This is a genomic window from Enterococcus sp. AZ101 (assembly GCF_050499005.1).
Taxonomy (GTDB): Bacteria; Bacillota; Bacilli; order Lactobacillales; family Enterococcaceae; genus Enterococcus_L; species Enterococcus_L ureilyticus.
Window position 1 is genome coordinate 245,685 of record NZ_JBMHEZ010000001.1, and the last position, 26,060, is coordinate 271,744.

Consider the following 26,060-nt stretch of genomic DNA (forward strand, 5'->3'; position numbering starts at 1 on the left):
GAGACAATGATGAATCAATCAGTGGTAGATTTATGGACACAATTTAAAAATCAATCTGAAATCACAGCGGATCATTATGAAGCTTGGGCCTTTGGCAACTCACCTGAAATGGCAGATGAATTGTTAGCCCATGTTCTTAAAGGCGAAAAGACAGGGACCTCTTCCTTACACCTTTTATATGGACGAGACTTTGAAGACGAAAAATTACCCGAAGTTGGTGATTATAGTGTGCTGTTAGATGGAAATAACCAAGCACAAGCGATTATTCGTACGAAAGTAGTGGATATCTTGCCATATTCTCAACTATCAGAAGTACATGGTTATCTTGAAGGAGAAGGGGATCGAACATTGCGCTATTGGCGCAGTGTTCACCAACCTTTTTTTGAGCAAGCATTAGAGAAATATGATCTAACTTTTTCAGAGGATCTATTAATTGTTTATGAACTTTTTGAGTTAGTTTTTTAAAATAGTAGAACAAAAAAAAGAGATGAAATCCATCTCTTTTTTTTGTTCTACTATTTAGAAGACTCTTCAGTTTTACTTGATGATTCTTCAGTTTTGCTTGAAGAATCTTTAGATTTTTCAGAGTCACTTGATTTAGATTCTTTTTCTTTAGAAGATGATTCTTTTTCTTCTTTCTTAGAAGAATCACTTGATTTAGCAGAATCTTTTGTTTCAACTAAACCAGCTAAGACATCTTTAAATGCGTCATCTTTGATTTTAACATTTGCTGCAGTTAACACTTCAGAAGTCACTTTTTGAACAAATTCTTGATCGTTTTGTTTAGCAGTTTCAGCAATTTTTGTTAGCTCTTTTTTGAATGGAGCCATGTCATTGCCTTTATCTTTATTTTTCACCATTTTTACGATAGTGAATGTTGATTGGTAACCAGTTGAATCAGTTGCTTGGATCGGTTCAGAAATTTCGCCGTCTTTTAATTTAAAAGCAGCTGTTTTAACAGCTTCAGGAATAGTTTCTGTTTGAGAATCAAATTTCACTTTACCGCCATCTTTTGCTGTTGTTGTATCTGTTGATTTATCCTTAGCGATTTTCGCGAAGTCGTCGCCGTTATCTAATTGTTTTTTGATTTCTTTTGCTTCGTCTTCAGTTGCGACTTGGATGATTTGTGCTTCTACTTCTGGATGGAATGTTTCCCAAGCAGCTTTTAAATCTTCATCAGTGATTTTGATATGTGCTTTGATTCCAGCTTTGTAAGCAAGACTTTGTTTGATTTGTTCTTTGTAGCTTTTCTCTGTAAGACCAGCTTGTTTTAGTTGATCTGCAAACACTCCGCCTTGCGCTTCGATGTTTTTCTTAGTCTCATCAAATTGAGCTTGGATATCTTTTTCTGAAACATCTTTACCATATTTTTGATCAAATACTTTATAGATGATCATTTGTTGAACGATTTGTTGACTTTGTTGACTTGATTTAGTTTGGTTAAAGAAATCATCAACAGTGATTGTTCCGCCTTTCATTGTTGCGATATCTTGTGAACCGCCTGTACAAGCAGCTAATGTAAAAATACTAAGTACACCTGCTGCAGCTAAGATTAGTTTTTTCTTCATTCTTTTTAGCACTCCTAAGTTTGTTTTATTTTTTATTATGTAGAAATTAATTCTCACGGTTATTACTATACCACACTATGTTTCATAAAAGAAATACGTAAACGATAGTTTCAAACAATTTTCGAATTTAGGACACAATTTCATCTATAAAAACGGTGGGTTTTAAGAAAGTTAGTCTAAAATACCTCTTTAATTGATGAAATAAGCCACTTGATTTTATTTAAAAAAGATGGTTTTTTGAATTAAAATAAAAAAACGAGGATAAAATTTTAGGGATAATCATTTTATCCTCAGCTTTTTTAATCTTCTAATGGCATTTCTGGTAATTCCGATTGAATTTTTTCTACTTGCTCTTGGATTTGATCTAGTCTAGGCTCGGCTTGAAACATAAAGTTTTCAACATCACGGTTGATGCCGTCAATAAAAGGTTCAATGTACATGTCTGCTGTGGCCTGTAAAGCCTGTGCTGATTCTTTGAAATGGTCTAAATTTTCGGTAAAATCTTCTTTTAAATCAGACCACTCCTCTAGTTCGTCGACAAATTTTTGACGAGTATCTTTACCACTTCTAGGAGCAAAAAGTAAACCGCCAACACCGCCAACAAGTGCGCCAAATAAAATTCCTTTAGAAAATTTTCCCATTATTGTTCCACCTGCTTCATAATTTTTTCAGCTATTGCTTGCATTTCTTCACGAGAGTAGCTATCTTGATTGTTTCCAAAATGGATAGAGAAATCATCAGATTTCCCGAAACGTGGGATCAGATGAATATGAGAGTGGAAAACAGATTGATACGCTAATTCCTTATTATTGTTAATAATATTTAGTCCTTGCATCTCTGGAAAAGCTTTTTCAAGAGCTCGGGCAACTTTAGGAACTCGTGCAAAGACTTCACCAGCAAGTGCTGGCTCATAATCAAAGATATCTGTAACATGTTTTTTAGGAACAAGTAAAGTATGACCTTTCGTTACTTGAGTGATGTCTAAAAACGCATAAACCTGCTCATCTTCGTAAACTTTATAACTAGGAATGGCCTGATCGATGATCTGACAAAAAATACACTCTTTCATGGTTTCCCTTCTTTCTTTTAACTGTTTCTTTTACTTTACCATACCTTGAATTTTATTTGGGAGAAAAAGTTCATGAAACCTTCAAAAAGTTCGTGGTATAATAGATTCACGATAAAAATGAGTTGGAGGCAATGAGATGAGTTTAGTAATTGAACACTTAACAGGCGGCTATGGCCATATCCCTGTTTTAAAAGATATTAATTTTGAAGTGAAATCTGGTGAGATGATCGGCTTGATCGGCTTGAATGGTGCTGGAAAGAGTACCACGATCAAGAATGTGATCGGATTATTGACACCGCAAAAAGGGAAAATTTCTATTGATGGCGAAACATTACGACAACAGCCAGAAAGTTATCGCAAAAAAATCGGTTATATTCCTGAAACACCTTCATTATATGAAGAATTAACCTTGAGAGAGCATATCGAAATTACTGCAATGGCTTATGATATTCCAATCGAAGAAGCATTCAAACGGGCAGATACCTTATTAAAAACATTCCGTTTGGAGAATAAATTAGATTGGTTTCCTGCTAATTTTTCAAAAGGAATGAAGCAAAAAGTAATGGTCTTATGTGCTTTTTTGATTGAACCTAGCTTGTATATTATTGATGAACCATTTTTAGGATTAGATCCGTTAGCGATTCACGCATTGTTGGAATTAATGGATGAAATGCGAAATCAAGGTGCTGCTATTTTGATGTCTACGCATATTTTAGCTACTGCTGAACGCTATTGCGATCGTTTCGTTGTTTTACATGATGGTCAGGTGCGAGCGGTTGGTTCCATGGAAGAGTTGCGTGAAGAGTTTAGTTTACCTGGTTCTTCTTTGGATGATATCTATATTGCATTAACAAAAGAAGAAAAGGTGGGTTGATATGTCTGGATTTTTTGGCATTCGTTTAGCACGCCATTTGAAGAAAATGATGAAGTATATGCGTTATGTTTTTAATGACCATTTTATTTTGGTGTGTGTCTTTTTACTAGGTGGCTTGGGTTTTTATTATTCTCAAGTGTTAAAAACCTTACCAGAAAATTTTGTCTGGGGCAGACCAATTATTGTGGTTCTATGGTTGGCATTGTTACAAATTGGGCGAATCGCTACCTTAGCTCAAGAGGCTGATAAAGTATTTATTTTACCGAAAGAGCCCGAGATGAACAGCTACTTGAATCGTGCCATGCGTTATTCTTTCTGGCTACCATTAGTGACGTTAATCTTGATGGGCGGGATGTCGATGCCGCTCGTGGTTGTCTCAACTGGTTGGGCATTCGCTACATTTTTCTACTTTATTGTGATGTTAGGGATTTTGAAAGCAAGTCATTTGCGTTTGCAAAAGTATGGGTTGTATCAAGTTTCCGCAAGAGTATATCAACAATGGTCAGTACTATGGTTGGTCACAAGCTTCATTACAATTGCGCTTAGCTTGTATGTATTGCCTCTAGCAGGACCAGTTGCCGCCTTGGTGCAGGCCGCGTTCTTTTATTTAGTATTGAAGAAAAAAGAACAATCACTCTCTTTAGATTGGGAGTCGATGGTGCAAACTGAAAAAAATCGAATGCATCGGATTTATCAGTTTATCCATTTATTTACAGATGTACCGGAAATTTCTAGCAGTGTCAAACGTCGGAAGTTTCTTGATCCACTCGTGCATAAAATTAAGAAAAATAGCCAAAATACGTATTTATATCTGTATGCCCGTAGTTTTTTAAGAGGATCAGAGTACAGCGGACTATTTATTCGCTTAGTGTTGGTTGCTGGGGTGATTTTATTTTTCTTAAAAGAATTTTGGATTTCATTGGGAGTATCAGTCCTGTTTATTTATTTGATTGGCTTTCAGTTGATTCCGATCTATACACAGTTTGATTATATGGTGATGACTCATTTATATCCTGTCCCAAATGAACAAAAGAAACAAGCGGTGAGTAAACTTATGACAGTCTTGTTATTTGTAGCTGCTGCGTTGTTTAGTATTTTTGTTTTGATTGCCCTACCGGATTTGAAAGAAGGCTTATTAGTGGTCGGAGCTTTGATTATTGAAGTTCTCTTATTTGCTAAATTCTATGTTCCTTATCGTTTGAAGAAAATGGAGGTTTAATGATGCATATTTTATGGAATGATCAAATTGTTGAGCGTGGAGAAGTAAAAATCGATATAGAAGACCGTGGTTATCAATATGGTGATGGGCTATATGAAGTAGTTCGTGTTTATAATGGTCACCTGTACATGATGGAAGAACATTTAGATCGATTATGGAGTGGTGCAGAAAAAATCAGAATGCAATTGCCCTTTTCAAAAGAGAAATTAGCAACTAATTTAAAGAAACTGGTCGACATTGAAGGAATCCGTGAAGGGAAACTTTATTTCCAAGTAACACGCGGCGTCGACTCACCAAGAAATCATGCTCTACCTGATCCCAAAAAAGTCAGAGGGGTCTTAACAGCGAATATCAGACCATATGAACGTCCGCTGGGAAAAATGGAAACAGGCATCACAGTTGCGGTTGTTCCTGATACACGGTGGCTACATTGCGATATCAAGTCATTAAGTTTAATGGGCAATATATTGTCCTTGGATGAGGCTCGCCAAAAAGGATTTGATGATGCAGTATTGGTTCGTGATGGTAAAGTAACAGAAGCTTCAGCGGCGAATTTTTGGGTAGTGAAAGACGGAACTATCTATACACATCCAGACGGAAATTTGATTTTGCCTGGTATCACGAAAAAGAAAATTCTAGAACTGGCTAGAGAATTAGAAATTCCAGTTAAAGAAGAAGCTGTTTATGAAGAAGAGTTATTTAACGCGGATGAATGTTTCGTGTCTGGTTCATTAACAGAAATCGTGCCTGTCGTAAAAGTGAACGATCATATCGTAGGAACAGGAAAACCTGGCAAAATCACGAAACAACTATTAAATGCTTATATTGCAGGTGTTGAGGCAGTGTGTGGTACTTCAAAAAGTAACGATTAATGTTAAAAGAACAAGAGAGATGCTTGACGTTAAACGCTATGGAAGCTAAAATGATACTTACTGTAATAATTTATTAGAAGTTGTTAGGATAGGAGATAATTTCCATGGCATTTCAGTTGGATAAGGAATGGCGCTTGCAGCCAATAAAAGGCGCAACTGGCCAAACTTTCATGGGTATACGTGCGACTGAAAGAGTATTTATTAAACGAAATACTTCTCCTCTTTTGGCTGCATTGTCTAAAGAAGGAATTGCCCCTAAGCTAGTTTGGACAAAACGAACAGTGACAGGCGATATTTTAACAGCACAAGAATGGCTGGATGGTCAAGTACTGAAAGCCCAAGAAATCGGTCAAAGAAATGACGTTGTGGATGTCCTTTATCATTTACACCATTCGCATATGCTGAAAAGCATGCTGGAAAAAATCGGCGGTCAGATTCAAACACCTGCGATGATGCTTCAAGGGTATGATGAGAAATTGCCTAAAGAACTTCAAAATAATTCATATCTTGCTAGGGTGTATCACTACCTACAAGAAAATATACCAAATTATTCTATTCATAATTATATGGTCGTTCATGGTGATGTAAACCATCGCAATTGGATCGTCTCTAATAATTATTTGTATTTAGTTGATTGGGATTCAGTAATGATTGCTGATCCAGCTTTAGATTTGGGGATGTTGCTAGGACATTACGTTCCGCAGGGGAGCTGGAACAAATGGCTGTTGTCTTACGGTATGCGCCCAAGCGAGGAAGCTTTGACACGAATCAAATGGTATGCGTTATTTAATTTTCTACAAGAAATTCTCCGGCATCATCAATTAGGAGAAAGACGGGAAATGAATGCAGAAATTTTGAAGTTGAAACGAGCTTTTGGGTATTAAAGAGAGCGCATAGAGTGTCGGTCTATTCGTTACTTGAATAATAGAGGGCAGCGCAGAACGATCTTGGTTTTGTTCTACCCTCTTAAAATTTGTTATGAAGAAAGGAAACATAAAATATGCGAATGAGAAAAAGGCCTGGAGCCGCAGAACTGTTGGCTAGTCATCCTGAATTAGTTGTTGATGAGCCTGAAAAGTGGCAGGGACGTTGGGCAGAACGTTTTGGGAATACTCACCCAATCCATATCGAAATTGGTTCTGGCAAGGGACAATTTGTAGTAGGTATGGCAAAAGCACACCCAGAAATCAATTATATTGGGATTGACATGCAACTGAGTGTGCTTTCAATTGCTTTGGAAAAGGCCTTAGAAGAGGAATTGCCTAACTTACAATTACTTCATGTCAATGGAGAAGAATTGACGCAATATTTTGCTGAAAATGAAGTGGATCAAATTTACTTGAACTTCTCAGATCCATGGCCGAAAACTCGCCATGAAAAGCGTCGTTTAACATTTAAAACTTTTTTGGCGACAGATGAAGAAATTTTAAAACCAAATGGTGAAATTCATTTTAAAACGGATAATCGCGGATTGTTTGAATATTCATTGAGTAGTTTTTCAAAATATGGCATGATTTTGGAACAAGTTTGGCTGGATTTACATGCAAGCGACTATGAAGGCAATATTATGACAGAGTATGAAGAAAAATTTTCTGCTAAAGGTCAGCCGATTTATCGAGTTGAGGCAAGGTTTCAATCTAAATAATTATAAGAAAAGGGTATATAGTCTGACAGATATGTCGTGCTATGTGGTCTTTTTTTTATTTTTCCCAAATATAAGCAATTAACTATAAAGATTAAAAAAGAACGATTGAAACCACATGTCGAGCAATGTGCTGGTTTCAATCATTCTTTTGCGTTTAATCCTTGATTCGCTTGACGTCGATCACAGTTCCTGTAAAGGCATCCGCAATAAACTCATATTGAACCATAACGCCATCTTCTAAACGTGAAATGCCACCATTATAGGTTTTTGAATGAACGGCAAATTTACGTAATGGTTTTTTCTCGAATTCGATCCAGGAACCTTCAATTGGACCTTCTTGCAAAAAAGCCTCCTTGACGTTTTCTAAAACTAAATCCGCATCTAATGTTTTCTTTTTCTGATACCATAAAGTTGAAGCGATTCCGCTTATGATGCCAAGACTGACACCAAGCGCTAAGCCGCCTTTAAAATAGCTTAATTCATTTTCTTCATTCATGGGGAATAACCTCCGAGTATTTCAAATGGTTGCCAAATTTCATTAGCTTTATCTCTATTCTAACACATTGTATGAAAATATCGAAAAACAAAAAACGTGGGCAATTGAAAATTTTTGCGTTATAATGAATGTGAAATCATATGAAAGGAGTATCTGCCGTTTTTGTTTGAATCTCATGTTATTTTCAGCAAAAAAGAATGGTTGCTCCGAAGCAGGAGAATGGGCAGATAATACAACGATGGAAGAAAAAACTTTTCAACGCATCAAAGAGTTAACAGAACTACAAGGAACAAGCGGATTTGAAGATGATATTCGTGCCTATATGAAAAAAAATATGGCCCCATTAGTAGACGAGCTTCAATATGATGGTTTAGGTGGGATTTTTGGTCTAAAAAGAGCGAAAGAACAAGATGCACCACGCGTCATGGTTGCCGCTCACATGGACGAAGTTGGCTTTATGTTGACACAAATCAAAGACAATGGCTTATTTCAGGTTGTTCCCTTAGGCGGTTGGAACCCTTATGTGGTATCCGCACAGCGCTTTACTTTAAAAACAAGTAAAGGCAATTATCCATGTATTTCTTCTTCAGTACCGCCGCATTTATTACGTGGCACAAGCGGTCAAAAACAGCTAGAGGTAGCTGATGTGTTATTTGATGCTGGTTTTGAATCAAAAGAAGAAGCGGAAAGCTTTGGTGTGCGCCTTGGTGATTCAATCGTGCCGCAAACCGAAACAATCAAAACAGCTAACGGTAAAAATATTATCAGTAAATCTTGGGATAACCGCTATGGTTGTACCTTAGTATTAGAAGCATTAGAAGCGTTGCAAAATGAACAATTAGGCCATACGTTGATTGCTGGTGCTAACGTTCAAGAAGAAGTTGGTTTACGTGGTTCGAAACCTTCTGTTCATAAATTTAATCCAGATTTATTCTTCGCGGTAGATTGTTCTGCGGCAGATGATATCCAAACGAAAAAAGGCACATACGGTCATTTAGGTGAAGGAACATTATTACGTATTTACGATCCAGGAATGATCACATTACCTCGTGTACGTGAATATTTATTAGACACAGCAGCAACACATAACATCCCTTACCAATATTTTGTGTCTAAAGGTGGAACGGATGCAGGTGCGGCTCATACAACAAACAATGGTGTACCAAGTACTGTGATTGGGGTTTGTGGACGTTATATCCATACTCATCAAACGATGTTCAATATCAAAGACTTTGAGGCAGCACGTGAAATGCTGATCCAAGTGCTAAAAGGTCTAGATAAAACAACCGTTAATACGATCATTTACGGAAAGTAGGGATGGTTTATGATTATTCCAACATCTTATGAAGAGCTTGCGGGCTATGTATCAGAAGGAAAAAGCGTCTTTTTCTTTACGGCAGATTGGTGCGGGGATTGCCGCTATATCAAGCCGGTAATGCCAGAAATCGAAGCTGAATTTTCCACGTTTCGTTTTATTGAGGTAGACCGTGATAAGTTTATGGAGCTTGCTTCTGAGTGGACTATTTTTGGGATCCCAAGTTTTGTTGTGACAGACCAAGGGAAAGAGTTAGGCCGTTTAGTCAATAAAGACCGTAAAACGAAAGAAGAAATCGTAACCTTTTTAAAAAGTGTCAATTAAGTTTAGACTCAACAATAACGAGCCGATTCAAGAGATAAAATAAAACAATCGGGAGATGGATACGATGTTAACACAAACATATAAAACTATTTTAGTTGGTGTAGATGGCAGTGAGCAAGGGAAGTTAGCCTATCAACAAGCAATTGAAGTCGCTAAACGAAACAGTGGTCGTGTGATTGTCGCTCATGTTATAGAAAATAAAGTCTATACAATGATGGGTTATTCTTCTTTGAATGATAGTTTGTTAGATCAAGAAACAGAAAATGCTAAAGAACTACTGGATGACTGTAAAGCATATGCTAAAAGCATTGATTTTTCTCAGATTGAACCTGTTGTAACGTATGGTTCAGCAAAAGAAGTGATGTGCCAAGACTTACCTGAAAAATATGCTGTTGATTTGATCATGGTTGGTCAGTCAGGGTTAAATGCCGTAGAGCGTTTAATGATGGGAAGTGTCAGTAGTTATATCATCCGCCATGCACCATGTGATGTGTTGATTGTTCATCCTGAGGCAAATAAAAAATAACTATCGAAGATAAAATTGGTGAAGCAAAGCGTAACCGTTTTGTTTCATTTTTTTGTTAAGACAGAACAGAAGATATAGTATATTATAAGAGAGTATCTTGAAAAATGATAAAAATGGAGTGAATTAGAAAAATGATTTTTGCTTATAACAAGGAACATGTCGGCGATGTCTTGATGATCATCGTAGCAGATGATAAAGGACAAGAAAATCGTGTGGAACGAAAAGGAAATGTGGCAAGGGTTAGCTTGCTTGAAGACGGGCAAGTCGTTGCTTGGAACATATTTGAAGTATCCACCATATTAGGTGAAATTGAAGGCAGCGGTCAAATAGAATTGACCGAAGAACAAGTGACTAAATTAAACGAGGAACTTGCTAAAACAGGTTTTTCTGAAACTGTAGCTACTGAAAATGAGCCTAAAATCGTGATCGGTTTTGTAAAATCATGCAAAAAGCATCCTGATTCTGATCATTTATCAATCACTCAAACAGAAGTAGATAATGGTACAGTCTTACAAATCGTTTGTGGAGCGCCGAATATCAAAGCAGGGCAAAAAGTCGTAGTAGCTAAACCTGGTGCAATGATGCCAGATGGCTTGATGATCTGGCCTGGCGTATTACGAGGTGTGGAAAGTTTTGGCATGATCTGCTCAGCTGGAGAATTACGTTTACCGGATGCACCTACGAAAAAAGGGATTTTAGAATTACCTTTTGATGCAGTAGTTGGCGAAGCATTTCCAGTAGGAAATAAACGTGCCTAATTATAGTTATTATTTTTTTAGGGACTGGAAGAAAACACATTTTGTTTTCTTCCAGTCCCTGTTTATTTATGCTGATTGTACGTTTTGATTTAATCATGCTGGATCTATTGTTTCAATTTCTAATAATGTGTATGTATTGTCCCTAATCAATATATTTAAGTAAAAAAATACTTGAACAATAAATAAAGAAATGTTTTATGGTACAGATGAAGACGAGTCTTTCTAAAAAGTGATGACATTTGATTTGCAACTTATCATTTTTTTACATAGAATGAAAGAAATGAAAGAATTGTAGAGCATTTGGAAATGGAGGAGATTTTATTCAGACTCGATTTAAGGAAATGATATTGTTTCTTTTATGCATAACTATTTTTTCTGGTTGTTCTAAAATCAATAAAGAACATGACTCGACAGGATCAACAAAAATAGATAAACAAGGAAAAGTGATGACCAATGTAACACCTGCTATTTATAAAACTTACGAACAACAGGCTGAAGCGATCATCGAATATTCAGAATTGTATAATTTAGCTGTCGAATCCCAAAAGGGAAAAAAAGAGGATGGTATGTATGTGATACCAGGGTTACTTAGTACAACAACACTTGAAAATGATCAGACAAAAACAATCGTTGAATGCGATTCTATGACACCACAAGGAGTCACCATGGCAGGCGATTACATACTTATTTCTTCTTATTGTCATGAACATAAACATAATTCAGTTTTTTATGTGTTGGATAAGAATACTCATCAGTATATAAAAACAGTGGTTCTTGAAGGTTACCCCCATGTCGGAGGGATCACATATGATCCGATTGCAAAAAATGTCTGGGTTTGTGCTCGCCATAAAGATCGAGCAGAAATTGTTGCAATTCCGATGGACAGTATAGAAAACTATGTATTAAAAAATACGCTTCAACCAATCAAGTACACACAACGAGTAGAATTACCACAAGTAAAAAGGGCGTCAGTCATTACGTATTCAAATAAAAATATATATGTCGGCTATTTTGATAGTCAATCAGATGGCAAGTTAGAACAGTACCCTGTAGATGAAAGAGGGAAAATGACAGGGCAATTGGCTTCGGAGCAAGTAATCCACACAACTATGGATACAGATAAAAGCAAAACAAATAAAACAATCGTTAAAGAGTTACAAGGGATTACGTTTGTTGAAGATAAACTAGTTGTTACTCAATCTTATGGTGCGTTCAAAAATTCTAAATTACTACTATTTAATTATGATACAAACAAAAAAAGTTTTTTAGATAATGATATAGAGAAGGTGGTTGATCTGCCAGCTCATGCAGAACAAGTATCAGCAAGTGAAGGACAAATATATGCGATTTTTGAGTCTGCTGCTAAACCTTATCGAGAAAACGAAAAAGTGTGGGTTGATCGAGTTTTAAGGATCGATACCAAAAAATTGCTTCAAGAATAATAAAATCACTAAAAGAGAATGTTTATCAGTAAAGAGCTAAAATTAACTAGATGGGAAAGTGAGCATATGACAAAATCGTATGATGTGATTGTTATTGGAAGTGGGTTAAGTGGTTTGACGATTGCTTACGGACTAAATAAAAAAGGGTTGAGTGTTGCTATTGTCGAAGCTAACAAGTTTGGTGGCGCGGTTGCAAATTACGGTAGTACTCGAAAAAAAGAGTTGGTTGCTTTTGCAGAGCTAAAACTTACTGCACAGCAACTAGCCAAAACAGGTGCGGTAAATGAACTAACGCCCAACTGGCAGTCAGCTATGACCTACATAGATTCACTCGAGAACACTGAATCACTAGAGCATGAAACAGCATTGCGAAAGGCTGGAATCGATACAATTTATGGAGAAGCAATATTTGTGGATGAGCATCATATTGAAGTAGCTGGCACTCAATATGAAGGGGAAAAATTTGTGATAGCAACAGGTGCAAAAAGTAGAAGATTACAAATTGAAGGTAGCGACTATTTAAAAGACAGTACTGATTTTTTGACGCAAAAAGAATTGCCGAAGAAAGTAATTTTTATCGGGGCTGGGATTATCGCATTCGCCTTTATGACCATTGCTGAAGCTTTCGATACAGAAGTAACTGTACTTCAGCATGATGAGCGAGCCTTAGCTGCCTTTGACCAAGAACTTGTTTATAAACTGATTGAGTTGAATAAAAGTCGTGGAATAAACTATCATTTTGATGAACAGCTTATTGCAGTAAAAAAAAATCAAGACAATTATAGTGCCATAACGGCTAAAGGTATCGAGTATCAAGCGGATGCTATTTATTGTGTTGCTGGTAGAATACCAAATATATCTGATTTAGGAATTGAAAGGATCTGGATTGAAACAGATCAACACGGTATTGTCGTCGATGAGTATCTAACAACCAACATATCAACTATATATGCATGTGGAGATTGTAGTAACACTCCTGTACCAAAACTAGCTACATATGCAGTTTGGGAGGCAGACTATTTAGTCGAACATTTGACCGGAGATGGGCTGAAAAACATAGACTATCCATTATCAGTGATGTCCACCTTTAGTCAACCTAAATTAGCCCAAGTAGGCATCTCAATTTCCCACGCCAAAGAAAATCAAGAGCTATATAGCGTTGAAACGATCGATATGACTGATTGGCTAGAATATAAAAAAAATAATGACGCTATTGCGTTAGTAAAAGTTATATATCAGAAAAGTGATAATAGAATAGTTGGTGCAACTAGCTTAAGTAATCAAGCGGATTTGTTTATTAATTATTTTACGATGGCATTGCATGCGGGATGGACTAAAGCAGAGCTGAAAAAAATTATTTTTGCTTACCCATCATTAGCGAATGATGTGTTAAGAGCGTATCATTAAAATAATATGGAAAAATAGATGCGAGTGAAGGAAATTCAAAGATTGAAGTAAGTACGATAATCTTTGGATTTCCTTCACTTTTCAGTGAGGAGAATAACAAGATGAATGCTAGCGTGTACGTGTATCTAAGGAGATCAGGTTGATTGTGCTGTAGTAAGAATGCACTATGCAGGTACCTTTTTTTATTATCAAGATTTGCGACTATCTATATCAGCCTTGACAATAGTTGGTATTCATAGAAAAACTTATTAACAGGAATTGCTTTGTTACGATTACGACGAAAAAATTAAAAATCATAACATTGTTATTTTTTTCTGTTTTTTTCCATATAGTCAATCGTTGTAGGGATTATTTTCTGAACATATAACCAGATAATCAAAAAAAATATACTAGGAAATACTAAATTTACTACTGTATGGAGAGTAGCGTTTGTAATGAAAATATTTATAATCCCAGTTATGTAGCAACTGCAATAAAAGGTTAGTGCAATATTTTTAAACTTTAAAATTTTCAATTTAGTAGATTCACTTATTTTTTTTTTATACTTTAGTTCATAATTATCAGTGTTTATCAACAATGTAATCATCGTACCAAAGACACCTATTTTAGCTGTTTTATCTGCTAACAATAAGATATATGCAAGAACAAAAATAATTGGAATATATGAAATGATGTCTTTTAATTCTTCCTTCACTTTATAACCATCCGTTCGCTAGCAGATCTTTTTTATGGGGAGTACATTAATTAAAACGAAGATGAGACATTTTCCTATGACTTAAGCAACTCGAATAAGTGGTGGAAACAGAAACAACTATCTCAACCTCGTTTTATGAGATAGATTATGTTCAACAACTAGCTAAACAATAAATTTTTTTCTGAATTGATCTACATAATCAGTATCTAGTTTTAATCCCTTAAGTAAATAATTGTCAAAAGAACCAAAATGCTCTTCTAAAACTTTTTTTGCATGACATAAATACGTTTTATCAACATTTAAAGCAAGTTCCAAAGCGTTTAGTTGTTGTTCAGTAAGTTTGCTTTTCAGTGAGGCAATGATTTGTTTATTTGCTGATTTTCTAGATTCATTTGTTTTTAGATAATCGTCCATGATACTTTGATCAGAGGCACCAGCTATTTTTAAAATAAGAGCAGCTGCAAATCCAGTACGATCCTTCCCGGCAAAACAATGAAATAAAATAGGTTGATTGTCTTCTAAAATTTCCGTAAGAAACTTACTATAACCAGACAGTGCAGAAGCACTGACTACAAGTTCCTCATAGGTTTCAAACATCGCTTTTTCGACGTCACTTTGGTCAATATTTAACATTCCTTGTAAAGAAGCGATGCTAGATGAATCCTCAGATGCTAATATATCAATATTCTCTATTGTAATGTTGTTCATATCCATATCTGGCTGCTCTGAAATTTCTGTTTTGTTTCTAAAATCATAGACCTTTTTGATTCTACAATCGTCCTCTAAAAATAGAATATCTTTTTTCTCTAATCCAACTAACTGACCACTTCGATAGAAATATCCTTCTTTTAAAGTTCCTGTAGGTACGGTAATGCCACCTATATCTCTTAAATTTGTTATCATAGTAAACACCTTTCTACATAATTTGTATATGTAATAATACTCTCGATATTTGTGGATGTAAAATAAATAGACAGATGAAATAGTTAATAGCAGAGACTCTTTATAAAAAATTAATATTTTATTTTTATAGAAGTAAGATGAGTGTTAATTTTCATTTTTTTAAAATATATTTAAAAAAACAAATGTTGATTGGTGATGAAACTCCTTTGGTATCCGTCGTTTTTATGATAAAAACAGTTATTTTGAAATTAAATTAAAAATATTATAAAATTAAATATTAATATTGAATAGTTAGTTAATCAGATGATACTCTAAAAATCTAGGAAAGAGAAAACTTCATTTCATGATGTGATAATTAAATAACGAGTGTCCGGTTTTTATAATTTTTAAAGATAATGTATAATCTGAAATGTTTGATGCGAAATAAGATTTTCAATAACGTTTTAATAGTGAGTAGATTTTAATAAAAGAACATGAATAGTCTAGTGAATTATAAAAATGTTTAATTTAAAAATTACTTTGGAAATGTTATTGAAAATCAGATGCTATTCCATTTATATGTAATTATAAAAAGAAAGAAGATGAAAAGATGAAGAAATACATATATTTATTGTTGATTTTCTTTAGTTTTATTTGTTTGCCTAAAGTTGCCAAGGCGGAGGCGACTATTTTGCCGCCAGAACCAATTAAAAATGTTCGTTTAGATACGAATTTAAAAGGTAATCCTGATGTTAAGCTAGTTAATTTGAATTTATTGAATTCTAGATTATATACGATTGTCGATAATGATAAAAATTTATATTTTTGTTTGGATGAAAGTAAATACTATCCATCAGGTCAAGATTATAAAGTAGATATGAACGAAAAAATATCTGGCTCAGTACTATGGTTGATGCAAACTTTCTACGAAAATCAAGATACACAGAATTCTGTACCAAATGTTGAAGGATATCGTGATGCAAACGAGTTAACTAGATATGCTGCAATACAAGTTGTTATTTGGAAATTAACTGGAGGAAAATTTGATAATAAGTTAATTGAATCAAATCCTTTAATAAAAGATCTATACACAGAAGCGCAAACAAAGACCAACGATGATACCTCGTATCAAGAAGTAATCAACAAAATAAATAACGTTGAAATCAACGCAAAAGAGATTATTCCAAACGGTGACGATGGGACAAATTATAATTACTTATTGCAATTTGAAGACAATATCGATCAAGAAACAGAAAAATTACTTCAAGTAAAAGATGAAGAGATAAATATAGGGGTACAACTCTATAAGAATTCTAAAATAACCGATATTACGAAAGATACTACAATTAATAAAGACTACGATAAGCGAACAATCTCTATAGATATACCGAAAGACCTAATTGATAAAGATAAAGCCGATGATATGGTCATTTATTTTAATATAGATACACTGCTCACGACTAGACATCCCTACTATTTGGTATTTATTTCAAGTGGAGTTCAACCACTCGGTGGATACCAACCAATTGAAAGGACATTAACTACCAGAACCAGTATTGATTTAGATTTATCCGAAACATCTTTTTCAGTATTGAAAAATTGGGATGATTCAAATAATCAAGATGGCATACGTCCATTGAATTTACCTGTACAATTATATCAGAGCGATAAACCATACACGCATACAAGTAACGAAAGCCTGACACAAGGCAATGAAACTAAATTTGGTGAGGTACAAGAGCTAAATGAAGAAAATGGCTGGGAGTATATCTGGGGGAACTTACCAATAAAAGATAATAATGGAAATCCTCTATATTATACGGCTAGAGAAGAACTTGATTCAAAATATGATTTGAGTATAAATTCGACTGATGAAGGAAAAGCTATCCTTTTAACCAATACGTATAAACCTGAAACAGTTGACCTAAAAGGAGTCAAATCATGGGAAGATGGAAATAATCAAGATGGGATACGCCCCTCATCTATTGTGGTCAATTTATTAGCAGATGGAGAAATAATTCAAACAAAGAATGTTACAGAAAATGAAGGATGGGCATATGAATTTTCCGATTTACCTAAATATAAAGAGGGAAAAGAGATTGACTATACAGTGACAGAAAATTCCGTTCCTAATTATACAGCAATTAGTGATGGGATGAATATTACAAATACCCATATCCCAGAGGTAACAGAAATCAGTGGAACAAAAATATGGGATGATAAAAACGATCAAGACGGTAAACGTCCAACAACGATAACAGTAAACCTGTTAGCCAACGGAGCACCAGTTGACTCAAAAGAAGTAACGGAAAAAGATAACTGGACGTACCATTTTGATAACTTACCTAAATATAAAGATGGGCAAGAGATCGTTTATACTGTAACAGAAAATGATGTGCCAGAGTATTCAACAAGTATAGAAGGAACAACTATTACGAATCATTATACACCAGGCAAAACCAGTGTAACAGTAACAAAATCGTGGAATGATGGAAACAATCAAGATGGCATACGTCCAAACAGTATCAAGGTCCAATTATATGCGGATGGTGAAAAATCAGGAGAAGAAGTTGCCTTAAATGAAGCCAACAACTGGACAACGACTTGGACTGATTTGGCAGAGAAAAAAAATGGACAATCGATTGTCTACACTGTAAAAGAAGTAGGAAGTATCGAAGGATACAATAAAACAGTCAATGCCGAAAATAGCGGCAACATTATTATTACAAATACCCATATCCCAGAGGTAACAGAGATCAGTGGAACAAAAACATGGGATGATAAAAACGATCAAGACGGTAAACGTCCAACAACGATAACAGTAAACCTGTTAGCCAACGGAGCACCAGTTGACTCAAAAGAAGTAACGGAAAAAGATAACTGGACGTACCATTTTGATAACTTACCTAAATATAAAGATGGGCAAGAGATCGTTTATACTGTAACAGAAAATGATGTACCAGAGTATTCGACAAGTATAGAAGGAACAACTATTACGAATCATTATACACCAGGCAAAACCAGTGTAACAGTAACGAAATCGTGGAATGATGGAAACAATCAAGACGGCATACGTCCCAACAGCATCAAGGTCCAATTATATGCGGATGGTGAAAAATCAGGAGAAGAAGTTGCCTTAAATGAAGCCAACAACTGGACAACGACTTGGACTGATTTGGCAGAGAAAAACAATGGACAACCGATTGTCTACACTGTAAAAGAAGTAGGAAGTATCGAAGGATACAATAAAACAGTCAATGCCGAAAATAGCGGCAACATTATTATTACAAATACCCATATCCCAGAGGTAACAGAGATCAGTGGAACAAAAATATGGGATGATAAAAACGATCAAGACGGTAAACGTCCAACAACGATAACAGTAAACCTGTTAGCAAACGGAGCACCAGTTGACTCAAAAGAAGTAACGGAAAAAGATAACTGGACATACCATTTTGCTAACTTACCTAAATATAAAGATGGGCAAGAGATCGTTTATACTGTAACAGAAAATGATGTACCAGAGTATTCAACAAGTATAGAAGGAACAACTATTACGAATCATTATACACCAGGCAAAACCAGTGTAACAGTAACGAAATCGTGGAATGATGGAAACAATCAAGATGGCATACGTCCAAACAGTATCAAGGTCCAATTATACGCGGATGGTGAAAAGTCAGGAGAAGAAGTTGCCTTAAATGAAGCCAACAACTGGACAACGACTTGGACTGATTTGGCAGAGAAAAACAATGGACAACCAATCGTCTACAGTGTAAAAGAAGTAGGAAATATTAAGGGATACGACGTAACAATCAACGCCGAAAATGTCGGCAACATTATTATTACAAATACGCATATACCCAAAAATGGAGTAAAGGGTAGTGATCCTGAAACGCCAAGTAAAAATAGCCTTAATAAAGATTATCCAGCAACGGGAGAAAAAAATAGTTGGATTTTCTATGCAATAGGAATACTATTGATAGTAATTGTGGGGTATGTAGGCTTAAAAAAGGTAAAATACCATAAGTGAAATGATTAGAAAAAAATACGGATCGCAAAAATTAATCCTTAAATAAGAGATAATAAAAGCAATATAAAGTTGTATTAAAGGTATAAATTTCAAATGAATGGTATACTTAAGAAAAAATTTGAGGTGAATTTTATGTATAAAAAAATAGTAACAGTAGTTGATGTATTTGGAGAACCAAATGGAGTATTAGCTGAAGTCATCACTATGTCGCAAAGAGAAAATTCTGAACTTCATTTATTAATTAACAAACCTGAAATAGAAGCGCTTGAACAACTGAATTATCTACCATATGATAGTGGAATGTATATGCCTTATGAATATGATATGATTAAAGAGAATGACGAAAATTATCAAAAAGATGTGGATAAGGTTATTTCGAAAGTCAAAGCCGAAGGCGTAGACAAATTGGTGACTACAATTTATAGTGGCAGTACAAAATCTTTTATCAATAAATATATCGAAAAAAATAGTATGGATTTAATCGTCCTAGGTAGCTATGATGAATTATTGTCTAAAAGAGAACTAGAATCTGTCGCAAAACATGTTATAAAGAATACGACTAGTAATCTACTTATTTTGAGATGATCCCGATATATGTTAAATTTAAACTTATTTCCGAAGCCTTCAAATCTTAGTGCTTTAGCACTTAGAATTTGATGTGATCGAAGCGAAGCGTAGTGATTACTTCTGCTCCCACCGTTTATATGGATTCTTTGAGTCTGAGATATAATGATGTGACCCCCAAAAGTTGTACGTGGAAAATACAATTTTTGGAGGTTATTTTTTATGAGTTATTATGAGGTAGAATTCAAATTAAAGCTAGTGAAAGAGTACCTAGAAGGCCCTCTGGGCGGACAAGCCTTGGCTAAAAAATACGGACTCCCATCAAATGCCTTAATTTACAATTGGAAACACTCCTATCAATTATTTGGGAAAGAAGGGCTCAAAAGACACCGTTCATTGACAAAATATACTAGTGAATTTAAGCGAGATGTATTACACTTTATAGAAACGACAGATGCTTCTTTCGGTGAAGCAGCAAGACAATTCAAGCTGCCTAGTGGGTCGATGATTTCTCGTTGGCAAAAGAAATATATCGCTGGTGGTCAAACTGCTCTGTCCAATCAAAAAGGGAGACCCAAAAAAAGGATGAACAAACCAACAAAAAAACAGCAAGAAACAAGCAAACTATCTCGTGAAAAGGAATTAGAGCGTGAGAATGAACGTTTGCGAATCGAGGTCGAGTATTTAAAAAAGCTACGGACTTTCCAACAGACTATTATGGCGAAGCGAAAAGACGAGTTCAAACCAGAATAGCCATAGAACTTATTGGAAAGTATCGTCAAGATCATGTATTACAAGCGATTAAGCTACCGCGTTCTACCTTCAATTACTGGAAAAAGATAATGAGCGAAGAAAAAATGACTCACATAGAGAAATTGATTCAAACAATTTTTGAAGAGAATGATCGCAATTATGGCTATCGTCGAATCAAGTTGGCTTTAGTGAATATGGGCTATCAAATCAATCATAAGAAAATCAGACGAATTATGAAGAAATATAACTTAGTATGTATAAGTTTTACACGTCGTTCAAGAAGGTATCGATCTTACAAAGGTTTGGTGGGAACCTTGGCTAAAAACAAGGTGAATCGCCGCTTCTTTAGCACGATTCCAAAACAAAAAATCTTTACAGATATTTCAGAATTCCACTATACTGAACGAAATTCCGAAGGAATTAAACTAAAAAGAAAAGCCTATCTCAGTCCTTTTCTTGATGGTTTTAATGGAGAAATCATTGCCTATCAATTTCAGCAAAAACCAACGTTGGATTGTGTATTGATTCCTTTAAAAACAGCCATTAAAGAAAGTAAAAAGACCAACTTTCGAACAACAATCCATTCCGATCAAGGGTGGCATTACCAAAATCAACAGTATGTTAGACAATTGAAGCAAGCAAAGTTATACCAGAGTATGTCACGAAAAGGAAATTGTTTGGACAATGCATTAATGGAAAATTTCTTTGGTCTAATGAAACAAGAAATGTATTATGGCCGTAGTTTTTCTAGCTTTGAGGAATTAAAACGAGCAGTTACAAATTATATTGATTATTACAATCATCATCGGATAAAAGCAAAATTGACTGGTATGAGTCCGGTTCAATACCGAATTCATACCAGTCGAATGACAGGTTAATCTACGTACAACTTTTAGGGCGCACATCATAACTCGCAGAGTTATGTCCCAGACTCTTTTTAGAGCTATCTTAGCTGTACTGATGAGGAGTTTTATCTGTAATTAGTTTCATAAAAAAAGATGTCGGTGATTATTCAGCGACATCAGAACGTGTAGATTCGATATATAGACTTTACTTACATTTGCTAGTCGCCGTTATATTCAGCAAAACTAGGCCCATTTGAACGAACTTTATCTTGTTCTCCTTCTTCTAAAGAGGTAAACAAAGTACTATCATTTAAAAAGGTATTCCAATCTGCATCCATCATGGCATTTAAATCTTCTATAGAACGGTGACCCAAAACCTCAGTATTCAAACCATCACCTGTAATGAAATGTCCATTTTCATCATGCTTCGCATTTTTTACTGTATCTAAATCGTATTTTTTACCAAATAATTTATCCCATTCTTCGCGCAATTTGTGAGCCATAGTGCATCCCTCTTTCAATATTTTTACTGTATCTTTATTCTACAATATTCTTTGATTTATTCCTCCTATAAAGCTTTATGAATAAAGCAAAAAACTAGGCTGTACTTTTTCATGTCATTGAAAAGAATACAACCTAGTTTTATTTAACTGAAATTATGGATTTTGAGAATTATCTGAGTTAGATGAGTTTTGTTTAAGTGCGGATTGATCGATAGTTAAATCAACATCTACGCTTTGTTCTTTTCCATCACGATAGAAGGTAACTTTCATCTTGTCGCCGACTTTTTTCTTGTAAAGTGCGCTTTGTAAGTCAGTGACAGAATCAATATCCTTGTCATCGATTTTAGTGATAACGTCGTATCGTTCAAGTCCTGCTTTGTCGGCAGGTGTTGCTGTCTGAACAGAACGAACAAGTACGCCCATTTGAACAGTATCAGGAAGCTTCAAGATTTCTTTTCTTTGTTGTGTTGAAACATTTGTTAATTCTTCCATTGTGATTCCCAATGCTGGACGAGTCACTTTGCCTTCTTTTTCCAATTGATTGATGATGCTTACTACATCATTACTTGGAATCGCAAAGCCCATACCTTCAACACTGACTTGGCTTTCAGATTGAACGATTTTAACTGAGTTGATCCCAATCACTTGCCCTTCAATATTTACTAAAGGACCACCGGAATTTCCTGGGTTGATCGCTGCATCTGTTTGGATGGCATTAATATTGATCGCTTGCCCATTGTTTTCATTTTGGATATTCCTGTTTAATGAAGAAATGATCCCTTGCGTTACGGAGTTCGCATATGCTGAACCTAATGGAGAACCGATCGCTAAAGCTGGTTCACCGATTTTCAAGTTATCAGAATTGCCGAATTCAGCAATTGAATCCACTTTATCAGAAGAAATTTTGATTACGGCAAGGTCAGTATAAGAATCAGTACCGACTAATTCGCCTTCCACTTTTGTTCCGTCATGTAAAACAACCTCTAATCCTTTTGCCTGATCTACTACGTGATTGTTGGTAACGACATAAGCTGTTTTACCATCTTTTTTATAAATCACGCCACTTCCTTCACTGGCCGCTTGTAAATCACTGCCATCGGATTCAGCGCTGTTAGAGTCGCTGCCGTCATTTCCGCCAAAGATACTACCGAAACCGCTAGTGTCACTACTTTGACTAGGGCTTTGTAAGTTGATGACCGAAACAACAGAGTCTTTGACTTTGTCAACGGCTTTAGTCACATCACTATTAACATCCAAACTAACATTGGTTACTTTGGTGTCGCCTTTATTATCTTTTACTGAACTAGTTGTTGTAGAGGAATTAGACGAAGAAGAATTTTGCCCCATGATTGCATAAGCACCACCAAAGGCTAACGCACCTCCGAGTAACCCACCAATCAAACCAATGCCAAATTTTTTGAATAATCCATTTTGTTTTTTATCTGAACTAGGTGTAACATCTTTTTTTTGCATACAAGCAACCTCCTATTTAATTATCATTATTTGTTATATTTAGTATAGTCTTTCAAGACACCTTTAGTCTACCCAAGAGCTTTGAATTTTTTATGAACAAGTTAGGGAGAAAAACAGATATAAATAATGAAAAAAGATTATTACTGGAATACTTATACACAATAAAGTGTGAAGAACTCTTGAAAAACAGAGGAAAACCCCTGTGAAAAAGTTATCCACAAAATGTGGATAATGTGGATAAACAAATGGGAATATGTGTTTGTATCTCAAAATACGATGAAATAAAGGCTGATTCAGCATAAAGCTGTGGATAAGTCTGTGCATATGTGTATAACTTTGTGGGAAAGTATGTGGAAGACTCAAAACATTCATGATAAAATTGTTAACAAGTAAAAGAATCAAGTAGGAAGAGACGTGAAATCTATGAAAATAAAAATCATTACTGTGGGTAAGCTGAAAGAGAAATATTTAGTTCAAGGGATCAATGAATATTTAAAACGTCTGCAAAGTTATGCAAAGGTCGAAATGATCGAGGTGGCAGATGAAAAAGCACCAGAGAATCTAAGTGATGCAGAGATGCTGCTAGTCAAGGGAAAAGAAGGCGAACGAATTCTAGCAAAAATCAGTGATCAAGATCATGTCTTTGTTTTAGCAATCAACGGCAAGCAGTTTAGCAGTGAGGAATTTTCCAAAGAGATCGATCAACTTGGCATTAATGGAAAGAGCCAATTGGCTTTTGTGATTGGCGGTTCACTTGGATTGAGTGAGGCAGTAATGAAAAGAAGTCAGCAGCAGATGTCATTTGGAAAGTTGACGTATCCACATCAGTTGATGCGATTAGTTTTGGTGGAACAGATTTATCGTGGGTTTCGGATTATGCGGGGGGAACCGTATCATAAGTAGGGATATAAAGAAAATAGGAAATAAACCATACCTGATTTGTTGGGTATGGTCTATTTTTGTTGAAAGATCAAGGTTAATGAATTAATAGCATTTTATATATAGTTTAATTCATCACGTTTTTCAGATATTTCAAGAATTTATTTGGGTGCGTAACAGCTAGAAAGTCTAATTTTCTTACGAAAGCATATGAAATTAATATTAAAGGGATAGGGCTGGTGTACTCAATATTTTGCTTTTTTGATGTGATGCAATAACTATTAATTTGTTTACAGACATGTTTTTGATATACTGCATGACAATGTCTGCATTATTTTTATCTAAAGAGCTAACTACTTCGTCAAAAATATAAACTTCTGCATTTTTTAAAATTGCCCTAGCTATACAAAGCCTTTGGGATTGCCCGCCTGATATCTTTGATCCTGAATTATAAAGAATCGTATCATAACCATTTTCTAAGGAAATAATAAATTCATGAATGTTTAATTGTTTACATACATCAATCATTTTGTCCATATTTATACTATTGTCCCCCATTATTAAGTTTTCCTTAATTGATAAAGAAAATAGCAAATTTTCTTGGGTTACGTAGCAAACTTTTTTTCTAAAAACTAAATTTGAATAATCTCTTAAATTATAGCTGTCAAAATATATTTCTCCGTTATAATTTTCCAAAACTTTGCTTAAAATGTTAAATAGAGTAGTCTTACCAGAGCCGCTATCTCCGTACACCCAGTTGATGTCTCCTGCTTTGAAGTGACAATTAATATTATTTAATACATTCTGAGTATCATAGGAATAAGTAACATCATTTAATCGTATATTAGTTATTTTTGCTAATCCTATTTTTGAGGTATTTTCTTCAACTTTTTCATTTTTTATAAAAGAAAAAGTTTTTATCCGCTCTAAAGACACGATAATAGCCTGAAATGTACTATTCATTTTTGAAATATTTGATGCTGATTGTTTAAAGCTATCAGAATAAGCATTGAAAGATACGAGCATCCCTAGTGAAAAACGTCCTTTAAAGATAAAATAAATACCTAATAAGATTACAGATATTTTACTGAGAAAAAGAAGAATTTGTATGCTAATCTCTGCAAAGGTTTCGATAGTAACTTTACGAATACCAACTTGATATACTTTAAGCATCAAGTTCTTAAAATCATTAATTCTATTTTGCTCATAATTATAAATCTTGACGAGTTTAAAGTTTTTTAATGATTCAGTCAAAAAACTCATATAATTGTCATAGCCAAGCTTTAATTTGTACTCTTCCTTTTTCAGTTTCTTACCAGATATATAGTACACAACTAAAGATAGTGGAAAAGTAATAATTACTATTATAGCTAATTTGAAATTTATGTAAAAAAGCATAGCTATAGTAATAATAAAACTAAGTGCATCAATTGATATTTCTAACATATAATTGAATATGTTAGAAAAAATCATCGAATCTTGATTGATAATATTTATAAGTTTACCGGAGTCATTCTTGGAGAAAGTACAATACGATGTATATAAAATGTTATTAAATATCGTATTTTTTATTTCTATTTCTATTTCACTTACTAATTTTATTGTTTTTTTGTTCTTAATATATAAGCAGATCATAGAGAGAAGGAAACAAGCTATCAATGTAGCTATATTAACATAAATTACGGGTAATCTTTTTAGGTTAACTGCGTTAATAATATTACCTAATAATAGGGGTTGAGCTAAACTAACAATACTATTTAGTATTGTTATTATTACCAATACAAATATTTTAGTTCGTTTAATATTTAACAATTGTAAAGAACTAAAAACAAATTTCATGTCTTTAAAAAAAGTGTTCATTAAAATCCTCCTATTTTATTATTTACTTAAAGTTGTCAGTATGTTATTATAAGTATAAG

The 26,060-nt window shown here is 34.7% G+C and carries 25 protein-coding genes and 1 pseudogene; 17 read left to right on the plus strand and 9 right to left on the minus strand.

Translation table 11 applies throughout. From position 1 onward, the window contains the following. The first annotated feature begins 6 nt into the window (after window positions 1-6). On the plus strand, window positions 7-465 hold the full coding sequence (locus IGJ50_RS01165) for an ASCH domain-containing protein (protein ID WP_429948466.1): 459 nt from the start codon (window positions 7-9) through the stop codon (window positions 463-465). A 50-nt stretch (window positions 466-515) separates the two neighbouring features. On the opposite strand, the gene IGJ50_RS01170 is transcribed toward IGJ50_RS01165, so the two are convergent. From IGJ50_RS01170 to IGJ50_RS01180, 3 genes are all read right to left on the minus strand, one after another. Then, entirely contained in the window at window positions 516-1,568 is a 1,053-nt protein-coding gene (locus tag IGJ50_RS01170) for a peptidylprolyl isomerase (RefSeq protein WP_069640275.1), read from the minus strand. A 299-nt stretch (window positions 1,569-1,867) separates the two neighbouring features. Beyond that, window positions 1,868-2,209, minus strand: a complete 342-nt coding sequence (locus tag IGJ50_RS01175; protein ID WP_429948468.1) for a YtxH domain-containing protein — start codon at window positions 2,207-2,209, stop codon at window positions 1,868-1,870. Further along, a complete protein-coding gene (locus IGJ50_RS01180; protein ID WP_069640273.1) occupies window positions 2,209-2,637 on the minus strand; it encodes an HIT family protein in 429 nt (142 codons plus the stop codon). The genes IGJ50_RS01175 and IGJ50_RS01180 overlap by 1 nt, the downstream gene beginning before the upstream one ends. Before the next feature lie 136 nt (window positions 2,638-2,773). Between IGJ50_RS01180 and IGJ50_RS01185 the strand changes: the two genes are divergently transcribed. From IGJ50_RS01185 to trmB, 5 genes are all read left to right on the plus strand, one after another. Next, the gene (locus IGJ50_RS01185; protein ID WP_429948470.1) at window positions 2,774-3,511 is read left to right on the plus strand and encodes an ABC transporter ATP-binding protein; all 738 of its coding nucleotides are present in this window, start codon (window positions 2,774-2,776) and stop codon (window positions 3,509-3,511) included. Between the two features lies 1 nt (window position 3,512). After that, window positions 3,513-4,730 carry an ABC transporter permease gene (locus IGJ50_RS01190; RefSeq protein ID WP_429948471.1) on the plus strand — a complete coding sequence of 406 codons (1,218 nt, stop codon included), beginning with the start codon at window positions 3,513-3,515 and terminating at the stop codon, window positions 4,728-4,730. 2 nt (window positions 4,731-4,732) lie between these two features. Then, on the plus strand, window positions 4,733-5,602 hold the full coding sequence (dat, locus tag IGJ50_RS01195; RefSeq protein WP_429948473.1) for a D-amino-acid transaminase: 870 nt from the start codon (window positions 4,733-4,735) through the stop codon (window positions 5,600-5,602). A gap of 104 nt (window positions 5,603-5,706) precedes the next feature. Next, a complete protein-coding gene (locus tag IGJ50_RS01200) occupies window positions 5,707-6,486 on the plus strand; it encodes a phosphotransferase family protein (RefSeq protein ID WP_069640270.1) in 780 nt (259 codons plus the stop codon). 116 nt (window positions 6,487-6,602) lie between these two features. Next, entirely contained in the window at window positions 6,603-7,247 is a 645-nt protein-coding gene (gene trmB / locus IGJ50_RS01205; protein ID WP_069640269.1) for a tRNA (guanosine(46)-N7)-methyltransferase TrmB, read from the plus strand. A gap of 154 nt (window positions 7,248-7,401) precedes the next feature. Here the strand turns inward: trmB and IGJ50_RS01210 are convergent, their stop codons facing one another. Beyond that, window positions 7,402-7,743, minus strand: coding sequence for a PepSY domain-containing protein (locus IGJ50_RS01210; RefSeq protein WP_069640268.1), 342 nt, complete (start codon window positions 7,741-7,743; stop codon window positions 7,402-7,404). 238 nt (window positions 7,744-7,981) lie between these two features. On the opposite strand from IGJ50_RS01210, the gene pepA reads away from it, so the two are divergent. The 6 genes from pepA to IGJ50_RS01240 all read left to right on the plus strand — a co-directional run bounded on the left by pepA (window position 7,982) and on the right by IGJ50_RS01240 (window position 13,515). Continuing rightward, the gene (gene pepA, locus IGJ50_RS01215) at window positions 7,982-9,058 is read left to right on the plus strand and encodes a glutamyl aminopeptidase (protein WP_429950007.1); all 1,077 of its coding nucleotides are present in this window, start codon (window positions 7,982-7,984) and stop codon (window positions 9,056-9,058) included. A 9-nt stretch (window positions 9,059-9,067) separates the two neighbouring features. Then, complete coding sequence (locus IGJ50_RS01220) at window positions 9,068-9,382, plus strand: thioredoxin family protein (RefSeq protein WP_429948475.1); 315 nt, start codon at window positions 9,068-9,070, stop codon at window positions 9,380-9,382. 64 nt (window positions 9,383-9,446) lie between these two features. Then, on the plus strand, window positions 9,447-9,908 hold the full coding sequence (locus IGJ50_RS01225) for a universal stress protein (protein ID WP_069640266.1): 462 nt from the start codon (window positions 9,447-9,449) through the stop codon (window positions 9,906-9,908). 131 nt (window positions 9,909-10,039) lie between these two features. Then, complete coding sequence (ytpR, locus tag IGJ50_RS01230) at window positions 10,040-10,666, plus strand: YtpR family tRNA-binding protein (RefSeq protein WP_207121504.1); 627 nt, start codon at window positions 10,040-10,042, stop codon at window positions 10,664-10,666. 341 nt (window positions 10,667-11,007) lie between these two features. Then, the gene (locus IGJ50_RS01235; protein ID WP_429948478.1) at window positions 11,008-12,108 is read left to right on the plus strand and encodes a YncE family protein; all 1,101 of its coding nucleotides are present in this window, start codon (window positions 11,008-11,010) and stop codon (window positions 12,106-12,108) included. A 66-nt stretch (window positions 12,109-12,174) separates the two neighbouring features. Next, window positions 12,175-13,515, plus strand: coding sequence for a dihydrolipoyl dehydrogenase family protein (locus IGJ50_RS01240; RefSeq protein ID WP_429948480.1), 1,341 nt, complete (start codon window positions 12,175-12,177; stop codon window positions 13,513-13,515). 304 nt (window positions 13,516-13,819) lie between these two features. On the opposite strand, the gene IGJ50_RS01245 is transcribed toward IGJ50_RS01240, so the two are convergent. Further along, entirely contained in the window at window positions 13,820-14,209 is a 390-nt protein-coding gene (locus tag IGJ50_RS01245) for a hypothetical protein (RefSeq protein ID WP_069640263.1), read from the minus strand. A 162-nt stretch (window positions 14,210-14,371) separates the two neighbouring features. Continuing rightward, entirely contained in the window at window positions 14,372-15,112 is a 741-nt protein-coding gene (locus IGJ50_RS01250) for a tyrosine-protein phosphatase (RefSeq protein ID WP_429948482.1), read from the minus strand. Between the two features lie 589 nt (window positions 15,113-15,701). On the opposite strand from IGJ50_RS01250, the gene IGJ50_RS01255 reads away from it, so the two are divergent. The 4 genes and pseudogenes from IGJ50_RS01255 to IGJ50_RS01270 all read left to right on the plus strand — a co-directional run. Further along, complete coding sequence (locus IGJ50_RS01255) at window positions 15,702-19,124, plus strand: Cna B-type domain-containing protein (protein WP_429948484.1); 3,423 nt, start codon at window positions 15,702-15,704, stop codon at window positions 19,122-19,124. 132 nt (window positions 19,125-19,256) lie between these two features. After that, entirely contained in the window at window positions 19,257-19,709 is a 453-nt protein-coding gene (locus IGJ50_RS01260; protein ID WP_069640260.1) for a universal stress protein, read from the plus strand. Between the two features lie 201 nt (window positions 19,710-19,910). Further along, window positions 19,911-20,441 carry a helix-turn-helix domain-containing protein gene (locus IGJ50_RS01265; RefSeq protein ID WP_429948486.1) on the plus strand — a complete coding sequence of 177 codons (531 nt, stop codon included), beginning with the start codon at window positions 19,911-19,913 and terminating at the stop codon, window positions 20,439-20,441. Beyond that, window positions 20,429-21,319 (plus strand): annotated as a pseudogene (locus IGJ50_RS01270) (IS3 family transposase); the annotation flags it as partial. The gene IGJ50_RS01265 and the pseudogene IGJ50_RS01270, both read left to right, overlap by 13 nt. A 185-nt stretch (window positions 21,320-21,504) precedes the next feature. On the opposite strand, the gene IGJ50_RS01275 reads toward IGJ50_RS01270, so the two are convergent. Together IGJ50_RS01275 and IGJ50_RS01280 are read right to left on the minus strand one after the other, a co-directional pair. After that, window positions 21,505-21,789: a hypothetical protein gene (locus tag IGJ50_RS01275; protein WP_069647287.1), complete on the minus strand. Its 285-nt coding sequence runs from the start codon at window positions 21,787-21,789 to the stop codon at window positions 21,505-21,507. Between the two features lie 153 nt (window positions 21,790-21,942). Then, window positions 21,943-23,262, minus strand: coding sequence for a S1C family serine protease (locus IGJ50_RS01280; RefSeq protein WP_207121619.1), 1,320 nt, complete (start codon window positions 23,260-23,262; stop codon window positions 21,943-21,945). Between the two features lie 423 nt (window positions 23,263-23,685). On the opposite strand from IGJ50_RS01280, the gene rlmH reads away from it, so the two are divergent. After that, window positions 23,686-24,165 carry a 23S rRNA (pseudouridine(1915)-N(3))-methyltransferase RlmH gene (gene rlmH / locus IGJ50_RS01285; protein WP_069640257.1) on the plus strand — a complete coding sequence of 160 codons (480 nt, stop codon included), beginning with the start codon at window positions 23,686-23,688 and terminating at the stop codon, window positions 24,163-24,165. 198 nt (window positions 24,166-24,363) lie between these two features. Here the strand turns inward: rlmH and IGJ50_RS01290 are convergent, their stop codons facing one another. Further along, complete coding sequence (locus IGJ50_RS01290) at window positions 24,364-26,001, minus strand: ABC transporter ATP-binding protein (protein ID WP_429948489.1); 1,638 nt, start codon at window positions 25,999-26,001, stop codon at window positions 24,364-24,366. Window positions 26,002-26,060 lie beyond the last annotated feature (59 nt).